General features: G+C 68.6%; 15 protein-coding genes. All 15 read left to right on the top strand.

What is annotated here, in order from left to right:
- The first annotated feature begins 8 nt into the window (after positions 1-8).
- The 15 genes from lysA (at position 9) to atpA (ending at position 17,009) form a co-directional block, all read left to right on the top strand.
- Positions 9-1,484, top strand: coding sequence for a diaminopimelate decarboxylase (lysA, locus tag ACYVKI_RS06240; protein WP_460689476.1), 1,476 nt, complete (start codon positions 9-11; stop codon positions 1,482-1,484).
- Between the two features lie 109 nt (positions 1,485-1,593).
- Positions 1,594-2,928, top strand: coding sequence for a homoserine dehydrogenase (locus ACYVKI_RS06235; RefSeq protein WP_460689475.1), 1,335 nt, complete (start codon positions 1,594-1,596; stop codon positions 2,926-2,928).
- A gap of 75 nt (positions 2,929-3,003) precedes the next feature.
- Positions 3,004-4,113, top strand: coding sequence for a threonine synthase (gene thrC, locus ACYVKI_RS06230; protein WP_460689474.1), 1,110 nt, complete (start codon positions 3,004-3,006; stop codon positions 4,111-4,113).
- Positions 4,114-4,175: 62 nt separating this feature from the next.
- Positions 4,176-5,189 (top strand): homoserine kinase, encoded by a 1,014-nt coding sequence (thrB, locus tag ACYVKI_RS06225; RefSeq protein WP_460689473.1) that lies wholly within the window; start codon positions 4,176-4,178, stop codon positions 5,187-5,189.
- Between the two features lie 406 nt (positions 5,190-5,595).
- Entirely contained in the window at positions 5,596-7,740 is a 2,145-nt protein-coding gene (gene rho, locus ACYVKI_RS06220) for a transcription termination factor Rho (RefSeq protein WP_460689472.1), read from the top strand.
- Between the two features lie 151 nt (positions 7,741-7,891).
- Positions 7,892-8,977, top strand: coding sequence for a peptide chain release factor 1 (gene prfA / locus ACYVKI_RS06215; protein ID WP_460689493.1), 1,086 nt, complete (start codon positions 7,892-7,894; stop codon positions 8,975-8,977).
- Positions 8,974-9,954 carry a peptide chain release factor N(5)-glutamine methyltransferase gene (prmC, locus tag ACYVKI_RS06210; protein WP_460689471.1) on the top strand — a complete coding sequence of 327 codons (981 nt, stop codon included), beginning with the start codon at positions 8,974-8,976 and terminating at the stop codon, positions 9,952-9,954. The genes prfA and prmC overlap by 4 nt, the downstream gene beginning before the upstream one ends.
- Entirely contained in the window at positions 9,951-10,637 is a 687-nt protein-coding gene (locus ACYVKI_RS06205; protein WP_460689470.1) for an L-threonylcarbamoyladenylate synthase, read from the top strand. The genes prmC and ACYVKI_RS06205 overlap by 4 nt, the downstream gene beginning before the upstream one ends.
- A gap of 19 nt (positions 10,638-10,656) precedes the next feature.
- Positions 10,657-11,811 (top strand): MraY family glycosyltransferase, encoded by a 1,155-nt coding sequence (locus tag ACYVKI_RS06200; protein ID WP_460689469.1) that lies wholly within the window; start codon positions 10,657-10,659, stop codon positions 11,809-11,811.
- A complete protein-coding gene (locus ACYVKI_RS06195; RefSeq protein ID WP_460689468.1) occupies positions 11,808-12,224 on the top strand; it encodes a hypothetical protein in 417 nt (138 codons plus the stop codon). Before ACYVKI_RS06200 ends, ACYVKI_RS06195 begins: the two co-directional genes overlap by 4 nt.
- A 329-nt stretch (positions 12,225-12,553) precedes the next feature.
- The gene (gene atpB / locus ACYVKI_RS06190; RefSeq protein WP_460689467.1) at positions 12,554-13,363 is read left to right on the top strand and encodes a F0F1 ATP synthase subunit A; all 810 of its coding nucleotides are present in this window, start codon (positions 12,554-12,556) and stop codon (positions 13,361-13,363) included.
- A 221-nt stretch (positions 13,364-13,584) separates the two neighbouring features.
- Positions 13,585-13,788: an ATP synthase F0 subunit C gene (locus ACYVKI_RS06185; RefSeq protein WP_179540247.1), complete on the top strand. Its 204-nt coding sequence runs from the start codon at positions 13,585-13,587 to the stop codon at positions 13,786-13,788.
- A gap of 84 nt (positions 13,789-13,872) precedes the next feature.
- Entirely contained in the window at positions 13,873-14,436 is a 564-nt protein-coding gene (locus tag ACYVKI_RS06180) for a F0F1 ATP synthase subunit B (RefSeq protein ID WP_460689466.1), read from the top strand.
- Complete coding sequence (locus ACYVKI_RS06175) at positions 14,436-15,245, top strand: F0F1 ATP synthase subunit delta (protein ID WP_460689465.1); 810 nt, start codon at positions 14,436-14,438, stop codon at positions 15,243-15,245. The genes ACYVKI_RS06180 and ACYVKI_RS06175 overlap by 1 nt, the downstream gene beginning before the upstream one ends.
- 132 nt (positions 15,246-15,377) lie before the next feature.
- On the top strand, positions 15,378-17,009 hold the full coding sequence (gene atpA, locus ACYVKI_RS06170) for a F0F1 ATP synthase subunit alpha (RefSeq protein WP_460689464.1): 1,632 nt from the start codon (positions 15,378-15,380) through the stop codon (positions 17,007-17,009).
- Positions 17,010-17,013 lie beyond the last annotated feature (4 nt).

The raw sequence follows: 17,013 nt of genomic DNA, 5'->3' as shown, positions 1-17,013 counted from the left end.
CGTTGGCCATGTCGACTGCCCAGGCACACCCGCTCGCCCCCGGGTGGCTGAGCCCGTTGACGGACTCCGCCGCGCTTGAGGAGAAGCTCCTGCCGACGGACACTCACCGCGACGCCCAGGGCCGCCTGGTGATCGGCGGCGTCGACGTCGTCAGCCTCGTCGCCCAGCACGGCACTCCGCTCTACGTGATCAGCGAGGCGGACTTCCGCGCCCGGGCCCGTGCGTTCCGCGAGGCCTTCACGGAGGCCTTCGCGCCGGAGGCCGCCGTCGACGTCTTCTACGCCGGCAAAGCCTTCCTGAGCACCCACGTCGCCGGCTGGGCCGCGGAGGAGGGGCTCTGTGTGGACACCGCCTCCGGAGGTGAGCTGGCCCTCGCCCTGGCCGGCGGCGTCCCGGCGGAACGGATCGGTCTGCACGGCAACAACAAGTCCGACGAGGAGATCCGTCGGGCCCTGGAGGCAGGCGTCGGTCGCCTCATCGCTGACTCCCTCGAGGAGCTGGAGCGCATCGAGCAGCTCGCCGCCGCCGCCGGCGTCTCGGCCCCGGTGATGCTGCGGCTGACCCCCGGCGTGCACGCCTCCACCCACGAATACATCGCCACGGCGCACGAGGACCAGAAGTTCGGACTCTCTCTGACGCCTTCCCCCGCCCAGGAGGTGGAGCAGCACGCCGGGGGGAACCCGTTCTTCGGGTCTCCGGCCTGGACTGCGGTGGAACGGGCGCTGGCGGCCGAACATCTCGACCTGCGCGGACTGCACTGTCACATCGGCTCCCAGATCTTCGAGCCGGAGGGCTTCGAGGTCGCCGCCGTCAAACTCATCAGCCTGCTGGGCCGGATCCGGGCAGTCCATGGCGCGGAGCTGCCCGAGCTGGACCTGGGCGGTGGTCACGGCATCGCGTACACGGAGGCCGACGCGCCCCGGCACCCCCGGCAGATCGCCCAGGCGCTGGCCCAGGCGGTGCGTACGGCCTGCTCAGAGGTGGGCATCGCGGTCCCGCGGATCTCCATCGAGCCCGGGCGAGCGATCGTCGGTCCAGCCGGAGTGACGCTCTACCGAGTGGGCGTGCAGAAGGACGTCCAGGTGGACGGGCCCGCGGGGGAGGCCTTGTCGCGCCGGTACGTCGCCGTCGACGGGGGTATGAGCGACAATGCACGCGGTGTGCTCTACGACGCCGACTATTCCGCAGTGCTCGCCGGGCGGAAGGTCACCGGCGAGCACGTGCTGTCTCGCATAGTGGGCAAACACTGTGAATCCGGAGACATCGTGGTCCGGGACGTATACTTGCCGACGACGACGGCGCGGGACGATCTTCTCGCGGTCCCCGCGACCGGTGCCTACTGCCATTCGCTCTCGAGCAACTACAACTGTCTGACCCGACCTGCCGTGGTCGCGGTGGCGGACGGAGCCTCTCAGGTGCTCATCCGCCGCGAGACCGAGGAGCAGATGCTCGGCCGCGACACCGGCTATCTGTCCGGTCCGTGAGTGCCGTGACTCGGCCCGCGTCCGCACGGCCGGTCAGGCACGAGATGCTCGAGACGAGGGCAGCCCCTGATGACGACCTGACCACGACCGCAGAGAGAACGGGGTGACCATGGCCAACGCTAGCGCCGCAGAACCGCTGACGATCGGCCTGCTCGGAGCAGGCAACGTCGGCGCCCAGGTGGCACGGACTCTGGTGGAGGAGCGGGATCTGATCAGCGCTCGGGTCGGGTCCCCGGTCCGGCTGATCGGCGTCGCCGTCCGCGACGTCGAGGCTCCGCGTGACTGGCGGATCCCCGGCGAGCTGCTGACCACCGACGCCGAGGCGCTGGTGGACCAGGCCGACCTGGTCGTCGAGCTGCTGGGAGGCCTCGAGCCCGCCGGTGCGCTGATCGAGCGGGCGCTGCGCCGCGGAGCAGCCGTCGTCACCGGCAACAAGGCCCTGCTGGCCGTCCGTGGCGGTGAACTCTCCGCGATCGCCGCCGAGACCGGTGCGCCGCTGCACTACGAGGCCTCCGTAGGTGGAGCCATCCCGATCCTGCGGCCGATCCAGGAGTCCCTCTCCGGTGACCGCATCACCAAGGTGATGGGCATCGTCAACGGCACCACCAACTACATCCTGGACCAGATGGACACCACCGGCGCGGCCTTCGAGGACGCGCTGACCGAGGCCCAGCGTCTCGGCTACGCGGAGTCTGACCCGACCGCCGACGTCGAAGGCCATGACGCCGCCGCCAAGGCCGCGATCCTGGGCACGCTGGCCTTCCACGCCCCGTTCACCATCGACGATGTCCACTGCGAGGGCATCACCGCCGTCTCCGCGGCGGACATCGAGGCCGCCGCGGCCTCCGGCTACGTCATCAAGCTGCTCGCGATCGCGGAGACCTTCGAGGGAGAGGGTGCTGTGCTTCGGGTCCACCCGACCCTGTTGCCGCGGACGCACCCACTGGCCAGCGTGCGGGGCGCCTTCAATGCCGTGTTCGTGGTGGCCGAGAACGCCGGGGAGCTGATGTTCTACGGGCAGGGGGCCGGCGGCCTGCCCACCTCCTCCGCGGTGCTGGGGGACCTCGTCTCCGCCGCGCGCCTGCTGCGCCAGGGCACCACGGCCCTGGAGCCGTCCGTGCCGACGGAGGCCGTGCCGGCGCTTCCCATCGAGAAGGCCCGAACCCAGTACTACATCGACATGGAGGTCGCCGACGAAGAGGGCGTGATCGCGGAGATCGCTAGGGTCTTCGCCGACCACCACGTCTCCATCGAGGCCATGCGCCAGCCGGGCATCGTCTCCGTCGACGGCGAGGTCGACACGGAGCATGAGAACGGCGCCGTGCTGCAGGTGGTCACTCACCCCGCGCAGGAGAAGTCCCTGGCAGAGACGGTCGCCACGCTGAAGGCCCTCGACGTCGTGCGCGCAGTCACCTCGGTGCTGCGCGTCGAGATCGAGCAGTAGTTCTGCCATGACCCTGCCCCCAAGGGCGGCTCCGATCACCATCTGTCAGATCCTCAGGAACAGGAGAGCAACGCCGTGGCGCACCAGTGGCGCGGAGTGATCCGCGAGTACGCCGACCGCCTGCCGGTCGATGACGACACCCGCATCATCACCCTGGGGGAGGGCGGAACCCCGCTGGTGCATGCTCCGGCGCTGTCAGAGCTCATCGACGGGGAGGTCCATCTGAAGGTCGAGGGGATGAACCCCACCGGCTCCTTCAAGGACCGCGGCATGACGATGGCCATCACCGCCGCTGTGGCCGAGGGGGCCCAGGCGGTCGTCTGCGCCTCCACCGGTAACACCTCGGCCTCCGCCGCGGCCTACGCCACCCAGGCGGGTCTGACCTGTGCCGTGCTGGTGCCGGCGGGCAAGATCGCCATGGGCAAGCTCAGCCAGGCCGTGGCCCACGGCGCCGAGCTCATCCAGATCGACGGCAACTTCGACGGCTGTCTCGACGTGGCCCGCAAGCTGGCGGAATCCTATCCGGTGTTCCTGGTGAACTCCGTGAACCCCTCCCGCATCGAGGGGCAGAAGACCGGCGCCTTCGAGGTGGTCGATGCCCTGGGCGACGCCCCGGACCTGCACCTGCTGCCGGTGGGCAACGCCGGGAACATCACGGCGTACTGGAAGGGCTACCAGGAGTACGCCTCCACCTGGACGAATCCGCAGCATGGTCAGGACGCCGAGCCGCTGGCTCCCCAGGCCACCCGTACCCCGATGATGTGGGGCTTCCAGGCCGCCGGTGCGGCCCCCATCGTCTCCGGACACCCGATCACCGAGCCGGACACGGTCGCTACGGCGATCCGTATCGGCAACCCGGCCTCCTGGGAGAAGGCTGAGGCGGCCCGGGACGAGTCCGGGGGTGTGATCGAGTCCGTCACCGACGAGGAGATCCTCGCCGCCCACCGGTGGCTGTCGTCCAAGGAGGGCGTGTTCGTCGAGCCTGCCTCGGCCGCCGGAGTGGCCGGGCTGATCCGCAAGCATGCCGCCGGTGAGGTGCCGGTCGGACTGCAGGTCGTCATCACGGTGACCGGTCATGGCCTGAAGGACCCTGACTGGGCGCTGAAGAACGCTGACGGGAGCGATGTCGCCCCCACGCGCCTTCCCCAGGACGTGGAGACCGTCGCAGCTCAGCTGGGGCTGTGAGCGTGGACAGCGGGGCCGCGCAGGATCCGGGACGAGTGACGGGGCGGACGAGGACGCGGGCCGTGTGGGAATCGGGAACCCGTGCGGAGGAGCCCCTGGCAGGTCAGAATGACTCGCGGGAGGACCTCGCGGAGGTCCTCGAAGTGCCGCGTGCCTTCCGGCTCCGAGTGCCGGCCACCTCGGCGAACCTCGGGCCGGGTTATGACTGCATGGGCCTGGCCCTGCAGCTGCACGACGTCATCGATGTGGTCGCGTCACCGCGGCGCGCCGCGGAGCAGCCCCGAATCTCTGTGGTGGTGGAAGGAGAGGGGGCCGCCTCGCTGCCCCGGGACGCCTCCCATCTGGTGATCTCGCTGGTCACCCGCATCCTGGCCGAGAGGGGGTATCGGATCCCTGATCTTCAGGTCACCGCCCAGAACCACATCCCGCACAGCCGAGGACTGGGGTCCTCGGCGGCTGCCGTGGCCTCCGCGGTCGTCGTCGCTGACACGCTGCTGCCTGACGGACTCTCCGCCGACGAGCAGCTGCAGATCGGCTCACGCATCGAAGGGCACCCGGACAACTACGTGCCGGCGCTGCGAGGAGGGGTGGCGCTGTCCTGGCAGGAGGGGCAGACGTTCCGGAGCACCGCACTGGTGCCGCATGAGCGGCTGCGCACCGTGCTCGCCGTTCCGGATGTCGAACAGTCCACCGCCGAGGCCCGTGGCGTCCTGCCGGAGACTGTTCCGCATGCGGTGGCCGCAGCAAACTCGGCGCGGACCGGGCTGCTGGTCCATGCGCTGACCACGGCACCTGAGCTGCTGCTCGCCGCCACGGAGGACAGGCTCCACCAGGAGCAGCGGCGCGGCGCCTTCGCACCGTCGATGGCTCTGGTGGACTCGTTGCGGGCGGCGGGCCACGCGGCCATGATCTCCGGGGCTGGCCCCTCGGTGCTCGTGCTCGTCGAGGGCGATCAGGCCGCCCGGGAGGCAGAGACGCACGTCGCCGCCCACGCCAGGTTCTCCGGCGACACGTGGAGACCGGCGATCCTGGCGATCAGCCCCACAGGTGCTACAGTGGAGGAGTACCCGCGGTGATCGAGGCGGTGTGCTCTGGGTCGGAGACCATGCGACGACCAGTCGCAGCAGGTTCTCCCGTGTTCAGCACCCCGCACCATCATCAGGACATCATCACAGGTCCTGTGGACGATCATCGCACTTCTTCCGCGCGAGTCGCTTGCTCCCATGCGCGCATCATGTCCAGTCTTCGGGCCTCGGTCCGGATCAGGACGCGCCGTGTGAAGTCAGCATGACGTTCCGGAGCCATCAGAGAGACTCTCCTGACTGTGGACGCGTGGAAGTGGACGAACAGGCCGACGGCCATCTGAGGAGCCGTTGAAGACACGCTGCAGGACGACGGCGTCGGACCGCCTCATCGCGCAGACCACCTCTGCACCGAGACGCCCCGCGCCGCCCCTGCCTGACGAGGGGGAAGGAATCCTTCGTGACAGACATCACCACTGAGACCGCTCAGGCTCAGGGAACCGAGGCCGCCGAGACGAGCGGCTCGACGCAGACTTCCGCCGCCGCGACCGCCGAGACCTCGGCGTCGACGCAGAAGAAGGCCACATCGAGGAAGGCTGCCGGCTCCAAGCCGACGGAGAAGGCAGAGGAGACGGGCGACGCCGCTGACGACGGCAAGGCCAGCGGACTCGCTGGCCTCAAGCTCGCCCAGCTCCAGGCCCTCGCCCAGCAGCTGGGGATCACCGGAAGCTCTCGGATGCGCAAGTCCGCGCTAGTGGAGGCCATCTCGGCCCACCAGCGGGGCGGTGCCGTGGCCGACCGCGCGGAGCGGGCCAAGAAGGACTCTGAGAAGGGCCCGGGCACGGACTCCTCCCAGGGCGGCCCGCAGGACTCCGGCAAGGGCTCTGGAAAGGGCTCCGGAAAGGGTTCCGGCAAGGACTCTGGAAAGGGGCCCGGCCAGGACGGCGGCTCGGGACGGGGCGGCCAGGACGGTCGGGCTGACGGCGGAGACATGGGCAAGTCCGAGGGCAAGTCCGAGGGTCAGGACGAGAGCCGGGGCGGCGAGTCGCCCAAACAGGACCAGCCCAAGGGGCGTGGACGCCGTGGAGGCGGCGAGGACCAGCCCCAGAAGGACGAGCGCGGCGGTCAGAAGGACGGCCAGAAGGACGGCCAGCGCGGCGGCCAGAAGGACGGTCAGCGCGGCGGCCAGAAGGACGGTCAGCGCGGCGGCCAGAAGGACGGTCAGCGCGACGGTCAGAAGGACGGCCAGCGCGACGGTCAGAAGGGTCAGAACGAGGGTCGCGGTGGTCGTGACGGTGGTCGTGACGGCGGTCGTGATGGTGGTCGTGACGGCGGTCGTGATGGTGGTCGTGACGGCGGCCGCAACCGCCGCAATCGCAACCGCAACGAGCGAGGGAATCGTCGTCGAGGACGGCAGAACCCCGAGGTGGACGACACCGAGGTCACCGAGGACGACGTCCTGGTGCCGGTGGCGGGCATCCTCGACGTCCTGGACAACTACGCGTTCATCCGGACCTCCGGCTACCTGCCCGGCCAGAACGACGTCTATGTCTCGTTGGCCCAGGTCAAGCGGTACAAGCTGCGCAAGGGCGATGCCGTCCACGGCCACATTCGCGCCCCGCGCGACGGGGAGAACCAGAACAAGCGCCAGAAGTTCAACGCCCTGGTGAAGTTGGAGTCGGTCAACGGCCGACCGGCCGAGTCCAGCGCCGACCGGGTGGACTTCGGCAAACTGGTTCCCCTGTACCCGCAGGAGCGCCTCCGCCTGGAAGGCGACCCGGCGAACGTCAGCCCGCGCGTCATCGACCTCCTCGCCCCCATCGGCAAGGGGCAGCGCGGGCTCATCGTCTCCCCGCCCAAGGCGGGCAAGACGATGATCCTGCAGTCCCTGGCCCGTGCCATCAAGACCAACAACCCTGAGGTCCATCTCATGATGGTGCTGGTCGACGAGCGCCCTGAAGAGGTCACCGACATGCAGCGCACCGTCGACGGCGAGGTCATCGCCTCGACCTTCGACCGTCCGGCCGACGACCACACGACCGTCGCGGAGCTTGCGATCGAGCGCGCCAAGCGGCTGGTGGAGCTGGGCAAGGACGTCGTCGTGCTGCTGGACTCCATGACGCGTCTGGGCCGGGCCTACAACACCGCGGCTCCGGCCTCCGGCCGGATCCTCTCCGGCGGTGTCGACGCCAACGCCCTCTACCCGCCGAAGCGCTTCTTCGGAGCGGCACGGAACATCGAGAACGGGGGCTCGCTGACCATCCTGGCCACTGCGCTAGTGGAGACCGGATCCAAGATGGACGAGGTCATCTTCGAGGAGTTCAAGGGCACCGGCAACATGGAGCTGCGGCTGTCCCGGCACCTCGCCGACCGCCGCATCTTCCCGGCGGTGGATGTCAACGCCTCGTCCACGCGCCGCGAGGAGAACCTGCTCTCCGGTGACGAGATCAAGATCATGTGGAAGCTGCGTCGGGTGCTCTCCGGCCTGGAACAGCAGCAGGGCCTGGAGCTGCTCATCAACAAGCTCAAGGAGACCAGCTCCAACGCGGAGTTCCTGATGCTGGCCAACAAGACCACGCTGGGGGACAAGAACAAGAAGGACTAGCGGCTCGACGACGATCGACGGCGCCGGGAGGGGACGCACAGCCGCCCTCTCCCGGCGCCGTCGTCGCCTCGAGAAGTGCCGCCCCGTCCCGACACCCGCAGAAGAAGGTCCCCGACCCATGACAGCCCCAGACCCGCTGATCGAGAAACGCATGTTCGATTCGGTCGACACCCTGTTGGCCGAGCACGCCGAGCTGCAGACTCGGCTCTCCGATCCTGACGTCCACGCCGACCAGGCGCTCGCGCGTCGGCTGGGGCGCCGCTATGCCCGACTCAACGGCGTCGTCGAGGCGCATCGTCGATGGGCCCGACTCACCGAGGACCTCGAGGCGGCCGAGGAACTCGCCGCCGAGGACGAGGACTTCGCCGACGAGGCCGATCAGCTGCGCGATCAGCTCGAGGCCGCGGCGGACCGGCTGCTGCGCATGCTCATCCCACGGGACGAGAACGACGCCCGGGACGTCATCATCGAGGTCAAGGGCGGCGCCGGTGGGGACGAGGCTGCGCTGTTCGCCGGCGATCTGCTCCGCATGTACACCCGGTACGCCGAGTCGAAGGGCTGGAAGACTGAGATCATCTCCTCCACCCCGTCTGATCTGGGAGGGTACAAGGACGTCCAGATGTCCATCCGATCCGGGGCGACCGACCCGGCCGAGGGGGTGTATGCACACCTGAAGTTCGAAGGCGGCGTGCATCGGGTCCAGCGTGTTCCGGAGACCGAGTCCCAGGGGCGGATCCATACCTCCGCCGCCGGGGTGCTGGTGCTTCCCGAGGTGGAGGAGCCCGAAGAGATCGAGATCCACCAGAACGACGTGAAGATCGACGTCTACCGATCCTCCGGGCCGGGAGGACAGAGTGTGAACACCACCGATTCGGCCGTACGGATCACCCACCTGCCCACCGGCATCGTGGTGGCGATGCAGAACGAGAAGTCGCAGCTGCAGAACAAGGACGCCGCCATGCGTGTGCTCCGTTCCCGGCTGCTGGCCCACCAGCAGGAACAGATCGACGCCGAGAACTCCCAGGCCCGCCGTTCCCAGGTGCGCACAATGGACCGCTCGGAGCGCATCCGCACATACAACTATCCGGAGAACCGCATCGCGGACCACCGGACCGGCTACAAGGCCTACAACCTGGACGTGGTCATGAACGGCGACCTCGAAGCCGTCGTGCAGTCCTGCCTGCAGCTGGATGAGCAGGAGCGGCTCGCCGCGTTGGCCGAGGCCCCGCAGCCATGAGCGGCCGGGCAGGGACCACGCAGGTCGAGCTCAGCACGCTGCTGCGGGAGGCCGTGCGGCGGCTGAGCTCCGCCGAGGTGCCCTCGCCGCGTGCGGACGCCGAACTGCTGCTGGCCCATGTGCTCGGAGAGGGGCGGGGGCGGGCCGCGGCGCGGGCACTGGCCGGTGCCTCGGTCGACGTCGCCGTGGCTGAGCGGTACGAGACGCTGGTCGACGAGCGGGCGCGGCGGGTGCCGTTGCAGCACCTGACCGGGGTGGCACCCTTCCGGAGTCTGGAGCTGCGCGTCGGACCGGGGGTGTTCATTCCGCGTCCGGAGACCGAGCAAGTCGCCCAGGTTGTGCTGGATCACCTGTCCGCCGGGTCATCGGCCCGGCCCCGTGTCATCGATCTGGGCACCGGATCCGGGGCGCTGGCGGCGGCCGTCGCGGCCGAACATCCGGCTGCCGAGGTCCATGCGGTGGAGCTCTGTGAGCAGGCCGCCGCGTGGGCTGAGCTGAACCTCACGCCCTTCGGCGCCACCCTGCATCGGCAGGATCTGCGCACGGTGCCTCAGGAGTGGGAGGACAGCTTCGACGTCGTCGTCTCGAATCCGCCCTACATCCCGCCGGGGATGGTGCCCACCGAGGCTGAAGTCCGCGACCATGATCCGGAGCTGGCCCTCTACGGCGGGGGAGCGGACGGACTGCAGATGCCTGTGGCCGTCGTGGAGGCGGCCGCCCGGCTGCTGCGTGACGGCGGCCGTCTGGTCATCGAGCATGCGGAGGTCCAGGCCGTTGCGCTGGCCGCCCGACTCTCCGCGGACGCGGGTTTCGGGCAGGTGGCCACGCATCAGGATCTGACCGGACGCGACCGTGCCACCAGCGCGGTCCGACGACGCCGCGCGCCCACCTCTGCCGAGGGAGCGGACACGCAGAGGGCGCAGCCAGACACAGCAGGTCAGCACCACCCGGCAGCTGGCCCAGACATGGGAGAATGACGCGCGTGAGCCAGATTCTCGACTGTGATGACCTCGAGTCCCGTTCCGCAGGCATCGCCGCGGCTGTCGATGCCGTCCAGCGCGGTGATTGCGTCGTCCTCCCCACGGACACCGTCTACGGCATCGGTGTGGACGCCTTCTCCCCCCAGGCTGTGAGCATCCTGCTCGCCGCCAAGGGACGGAACAGGACCATGCCCCCGCCGGTGCTCATCGGAGAGCAGGCCGTCATGGCCGCCCTGGCCGCTGAGGTCCCGGAGGCCGCCCATCGACTCGCGGAAGCCTTCTGGCCGGGCGCGCTGACGCTGATCCTGCAGGCCCAGCCCTCGTTGGCCTGGGACCTGGGGGAGACCCGGGGGACTGTGGCGCTGCGGATGCCGGCTGACGACCTGGCCCTGGATCTGCTGACCCAGACCGGCCCGATGGCGGTCTCCTCCGCCAACCGCACCGGACTCCCCGCCGCGACCACAGTGGCCCAGGCCCGGGAGATGCTGGGCGAGGCGGTCAGCATCTACCTGGACGACGGTACGCGTGAGACCACGGCCCCGTCGACCATCGTCGACTGCACCCGCGAGCTGCCGCGGGTGGTGCGTGACGGGGCGATCAGTCTCGCCGAGCTGCAGGCCGTGGTCCCGGAGGTCCAGGGCCCGCCGGCGACGACCGCCGACGCCGACGGCGAGGGCTGAGGGGCGCTCCCGCGATCTCATGATCTATTTCCTCATCGTGCTCACCCTCTCGGCGATGGTGACCTATGCTGTCACGCCTCTGGTGCGGTCGGTCGCGCTCACCCTGGGCGTCTATACACCGGTCCGTGACCGGGACATGCATCGGCAGACCCTGCCCCGCTGGGGAGGGGCAGGCATGTTCGTGGGCATGGTCGTGGGGCTTGCCGCGGCGGCTGCCATCCCTTATCTGAGCGGCATCTTCGCCGATCTCACCCCGGTCCGAGGGGTCTTCGCCGCGATGGTGCTCATCCTGGCGGTGGGGATGGCGGACGACGCTTGGGACATCCATTGGTTCCTGAAACTGATCGGACAGGTGGGCGCCGGTGTGCTGCTGGTGGTCCATGGCGTCCAGCTGGAGGTGATGCCGGTCGGCTGGCTGGGCGTGGGCGACGCTCCGGTCCAGGCCGCTCTGACGGTGTTCCTGGTGGTGCTGACGATCAACGCCTTCAACTTCATCGATGGTCTGGACGGCCTTGCCGCCGGGGTGGCGGCCATCGGTGGCAGCGCCTTCTTCATCTACAGCTATCTGCTGACGCTGTCGATCAACGAGTTCGACGCCTCCAACCTGGTGACCCTGCTGATGGCCGTCATGGTGGGGGCCTGTCTGGGCTTCCTTCCGCACAACTTCCACCCGGCGCGCATCATCATGGGCGACACCGGAGCGATGCTCCTGGGGCTGGTGATGGCCGCCGGGGCAGTGGCCGTGACCTCGGACGTCGGGCAGCTCTCCGAGGGCTGGCGCTTCCGCAACGTGCCCGCCTACATGCCGATCCTGCTGCCGCTGGCGGTCACGCTGCTGCCGCTGCTGGATCTGGCTCTGGCGGTCATACGGCGCACTGCCCGAGGGGCCTCACCGTTCAGCCCTGACCGGGGACATCTGCACCACAAGCTCGTCGATGGAGGCTACTCCCACCCTCAGGCGGTGCTGCTGCTCTACCTCTGGTCGGGTCTGTTCGCCTTCGGTGCGGTCTCCTTCAACTTTCTCCCGTGGTGGTTCGTGAGTCTGGCGATGCTCGGTACGCTGGGCGCCGCGACGGTGCTCACGCTGGGTCCGTGGACGCGACGGCGGGCCGCCCGGGTGAACCGGCGGACCGCACAGCGGGCGCTGCGCGCCCGGAAGGAGAGGGCCCGATGACGAGGCTGTTCCCTGGAGCGACCGGATGGCGGCGCGTGCTGCTGGTGGCCTCGGCCGCAGGAGTCGCGACGACAGTGCTGGCCGCCTGTGTCGGGATGCTCGTCTCGGGTGCCGATGCCGCGCTCAGCGCGGTCCTGGGCGGGACGATCGTGGTGGTGTTCTCCTCCATGAGCCTGCTGCTGGTCGACGTCGCGGAGCGCGTGGTGCCGTCCCAGACGATCACCGCCTTCATGCTGGGATTCGCGCTGAAGATCGTGCTGCTGGCGGTGGTGCTGACCTCTGTGCCCCCACCCGACTGGATCGATCCGGGCTGGACGCTCTTCCCGGCGGCGGCCGCCGTCATCGCGTGGCAGATCGCCGAGATCTCCGCCTTCATGCGGCTTCGCGTGACCCTTGACCCCGAGGAGCGCTGACCCCGGTGGGGGTGTCACGGGACGAGACACAGAGCGGCAGACTTCTACGGCTCGTAGTACAGTTGGTCCTGGCGTGAGGGGCATGCCGTGTGTCGTCCCGGTCTTTGATAGGCTGACTGAGGGCCGCATCACGGTGTTGGATTCTGTCCAGTCACCACTCCACAGCTCTTCCCTGATCCAGGGTTGAGGGATATCTCTGTGTGCATGTCACCGGAGAGAATCCGCCGATCGCGCCGAGAACGACGTAGAGACGGAGACCCTCCGGCTCGCCGATGCCCGGGGCCCATGCCCCATGTGCCCGATGACGGACACCGCAGAGAGGACCAGCGTTGCAGTCGCTTGCGCTCGTAGCCGCCGACGAGGGTGGATTCACCCCGCCGACGATCAGTGAGACCCATCTTCCGGAGATCTTCCCGTGGATGGCGGAATGGGGGACCGGCTTCGGCAAGAACATGCTGATGGTCATCCTCGCGGTGCTGGCCATCTGGTGGTTCTTCATGTTCGCCATCCGCAAGCACGAGCTCGTGCCCTCACGGCTGCAGTTCATCGCTGAAGGCGGTTACTCCTTCGTGCGGAACAGCCTCGGCCGGGACATCCTCGGCGAGAAGCACTTCAAGCCCTGGGTGCCGTTCCTCTTCACGGTCTTCTTCTTCGTGCTGTTCAACAACCTCTTCGGCGCCGTGCCCTTGCTGCAGATGCCGACCTTCTCCCACGCGGGGTCCGCCTACGCCATCGCCGCGATCATCTGGGTCACGTGGATCGCCATGGGGTTCAAGCTCCACGGCGGCCGGTTCGTGAAGCTGATGACCGTCCCCTCCGGGGTGCCGAAGTGGCTGTTGCCGCTGCTGATCCCCATCGAGTTCCTCTCCAACTTCCTGATCCGCCCGCTGACGCACTCGCTGCGTCTGATGGCTGTGATGCTCGCGGGCCACATCATCGTGATGCTGGCAGGCTCCGGCGCGGAGTTCCTCATCGCGCAGCAGGAAGGCCTCGGCTCCAGCAGCCTGGGCGTCCTGATCCTGTTGGGGTCCATCCCGCTGTACTTCCTGGAACTGATCATGATGGTCCTGCAGGCCTTCGTCTTCGCCCTGCTGACCGCCATCTACATCCAGGGCTCGATCGAGGCCGACGCTCACTGACCTCATGCGACCGAGACGCCGGGGGTCTGGTCGGTCGAGCAGATCCTCGCGCAGGACGGACCGACGACCACCGACACGACGATCACCACGCAGACTCGGGGAACTCCACGGGGAGCACCCCACACCCATAAGAACGAACGTCTGACCGGAACCATCGGCTGGACGAGCAGAGACAGTCCCGGTGACAAGCACCGGGATCGAGACAGAAAGAGAGAAATTCCATGGACGGATCCCTGAACATGCTCGGCATGGGCATCGCCGGTCTCGGTGCGGCCATCGCCATCGGTCTGGTCTTCGCGGCCTACATCAACGGTGTGGCCCGTCAGCCGGAGGCTCAGCGTGTCCTGCAGCCGATCGCGATCCTCGGCTTCGCCCTGGCTGAGGCGGTCTTCGTCCTGGCCATCGTCTTCGCCTTCGTGATCTGACCAGGCTCTGACACAGCCCGTGTGCGGGGTGCAGCTGGCCTGGACCCCCTTCAGACCGTCTGACTAGTGAAAATGGGTGAACACATGATCAGCACTTCACTGATCCAGGCAGCGGCCGAGGACGCCAACCCGCTGGTTCCCAACCTCTGGGAGACCCTTGTCGTCATCCTGGGCTTCCTGGCGCTGCTCGTCGTCGTGGTGAAGTTCATCGCTCCGGCCTTCGAGAAGGCGTACCAGGATCGCCGCACGGCGATCGAGGGCGGCTTGAGCCAGGCCGAGGAGGCCATGGCTGAGGCCGAAGCGATGAAGACCGAGTACGAGCAGAACCTGGCTGACTCACGTGCCGAGGCCAGCCGGATCCGCGAGGAGGCCCGCGCGGAGGGTGCCCAGATCGTCGCCGAGCACAAGGAGAAGGCGGCGGCCGAGGCCGCACGCATCACCGAGCAGGCTCAGCAGCAGATCGCGGCGGAGCGCCAGCAGGCGGCCGTCACGCTGCGTCAGGACGTCGGCGCGCTGGCGACCCAGCTGGCCAGCCGGATCGTGGGCGAAGCCCTCGAAGACGACGCGCGCTCCCAGCGGGTGGTCGACCGTTTCCTGGCTGACCTCGACGCCGCCGAACAGTCGAACACGACAGGAGCGGCACAGTAATGGCTGCGGTGACCGGTGAATCCCTCGCCACGCTGCAGGAGCAGCTGGCGGACACGCTCGCAGCGGCGGAGCTCGCCGTGGCGGACGAGCTCTTCAGCGCCCTCGATGTGCTGGACTCCTCGGCCGCCCTGCGGCGAAGCCTGACCGACCCTGCCCGGGACGCGGGGGACCGTGCGGCGATGGTGCGGAGCCTCTTCAGCGCCAAGGCACGGACCAGCACCGTCTCCGTGCTGGAGGCAGTGGCCTCCCAGCGTTGGAGCCGTGAGCGGGACCTCGGTGACGCGATCGAGCGTCTCGCGGTCTCCGTGGTGGCCGTGCAGGCGGAGAAGGACGGCCTCGACGGCCTCGAGTCGCTGGAGTCCGATCTGCTGGGCTTCCGACGTGCCGTGTCCTCCTCCCACGAGGTGCAGCACGCGCTGACCGAACCTCAGGCTGACGCTGCGGCCAAGCGCCGCCTGGCCGCACGGCTGTCCGGCGGAGCCGGTGCCGAGGCGCGTCTGCTCATCGACCGGGCGGTGACTGCTCCTCGCGGTCTGCGCCCGGAGGCGCTCGTCGAGCGCTTCGCCGAGCAGATCGCCGCGCGTCAGCAGCGCTGGATCGCGCAGGTCACCGTGGCCAAGGAGCTCGACGAAGCCCACCGGCGACGGCTGAGTTCCAGCCTGGACCGCTACTTCGGCCGAGAGCTCAGACTCGACGTCGTCGTCGATCCCTCTGTGGTCGGCGGCATCCGGGTGCAGGTCGGCGATGAGGTCGTGGACTCCACGGTCGCGACCAGGCTCAGCGAGCTCAACCGGAGACTGGCCGGCTGAACCGGGCCCCGGAGCAGCGCATGCGTCTCCCAGCGCCGTTGACATCCAGCGCTGATGGCGCTGACATACACGTGAATCTTTGAACCACTCGGCCGCAGCTGCGGCCACGACACAGGAGAGCAGGGACTGCAGATGGCCGACTTGACCATCAACGCCGACGACGTCCGCAATGCTTTGAACGAGTTCGCAGCGTCCTACGACCCGGGGCGCACCGAGCGCGTCGAGGTCGGACGGGTGATCTCGGCAGCCGACGGCATCGCCCGCGTCGAGGGGCTTCCCTCGACCATGGCCAACGAACTTCTCCGTTTCGAGGACGGAACTCTGGGCCTGGCCCAGAACCTCGACACCCGCGAGATCGGCGTCGTCGTCCTCGGTGACTTCTCCGGGATCGAAGAGGGCCAGGAGGTGCACCGCACCGGCGAGGTCCTCTCCGTGCCGGTGGGCGACAACTTCCTGGGTCGCGTCGTCGACCCGCTGGGCGCCCCGATCGACGACCTCGGCGCCATCGAGCCCGAGGGCCGCCGTGCTCTCGAGCTCCAGGCACCGTCTGTCGTGCAGCGCAAGTCGGTGCACGAGCCGCTGCAGACCGGGATCAAGGCCATCGACGCGATGATCCCGATCGGTCGCGGCCAGCGCCAGCTGCTCATCGGCGACCGCCAGACCGGCAAGACCGCCATCGCCATCGACGCCATCCTGAACCAGAAGGCCAACTGGGACTCCGGTGACGTCGACAAGCAGGTTCGCTGCGTCTACGTCGCCGTCGGGCAGAAGGCCTCCACGATCGCAGCCGTCCGCCAGACCCTCGAGGAGCAGGGCGCGCTGGAGTACACCACCATCGTGGCCTCCCCGGCTTCCGATCCGGCGGGCTTCAAGTACCTGGCGCCCTTCGCCGGGTCGGCCATCGGCCAGCACTGGATGTACGGCGGCAAGCACGTGCTGATCATCTTCGACGACCTCTCGAAGCAGGCTGAGGCCTACCGTGCGGTCTCGCTGCTGCTGCGTCGTCCGCCGGGACGTGAGGCCTTCCCGGGCGACGTCTTCTACCTGCACTCCCGCCTGCTGGAGCGTTGCGCCAAGCTCTCCGACGAGATGGGCGCCGGTTCGATGACGGGCCTGCCGATCGTCGAGACCAAGGCCAACGATGTCTCCGCCTACATCCCGACCAACGTCATCTCCATCACTGACGGGCAGATCTTCCTGCAGTCGGACCTGTTCAACGCCAACCAGCGCCCCGCCGTCGACGTCGGCATCTCGGTGTCCCGCGTCGGTGGCGCCGCCCAGGTCAAGGCGATGAAGAAGGTTGCCGGCACGCTGAAGCTGGACCTCGCCCAGTACCGGGACATGCAGGCCTTCGCGATGTTCGCCTCGGACCTGGATCCGGCCACGCGTCAGCAGCTCGTCCGCGGTGAGCGGCAGATGCAGCTCCTGAAGCAGCCGCAGTACACCCCGTACCCGGTCGAGGAACAGGTCGTCTCCATCTGGGCCGGTGCCGAGGGCCACCTCGACGACGTGGAAGTCAACGACGTCAAGCGCTTCGAACAGGACTGGATCGAGCACCTGCGGCGGAAGACCACGGTGCTGACCAACCTCGCCGAGTCCGGCAAGCTCGAGGACGACACCCGCGCGGCGCTGAACGAAGCCATCGTCGAGTTCAAGCGCACCTTCCACGCGGAGGGCCCGCAGTCGATCGTCGGCAATGAGCAGGCAGAGGCGCTGTCCGCAGACGAGATCGCTCAGGAAGAGATCGTCGCTCAGGACCGCTGAGTCG

Source organism: Nesterenkonia suensis, from assembly GCF_054782935.1.
This window is presented reverse-complemented; position numbering and strand designations above follow the sequence as displayed.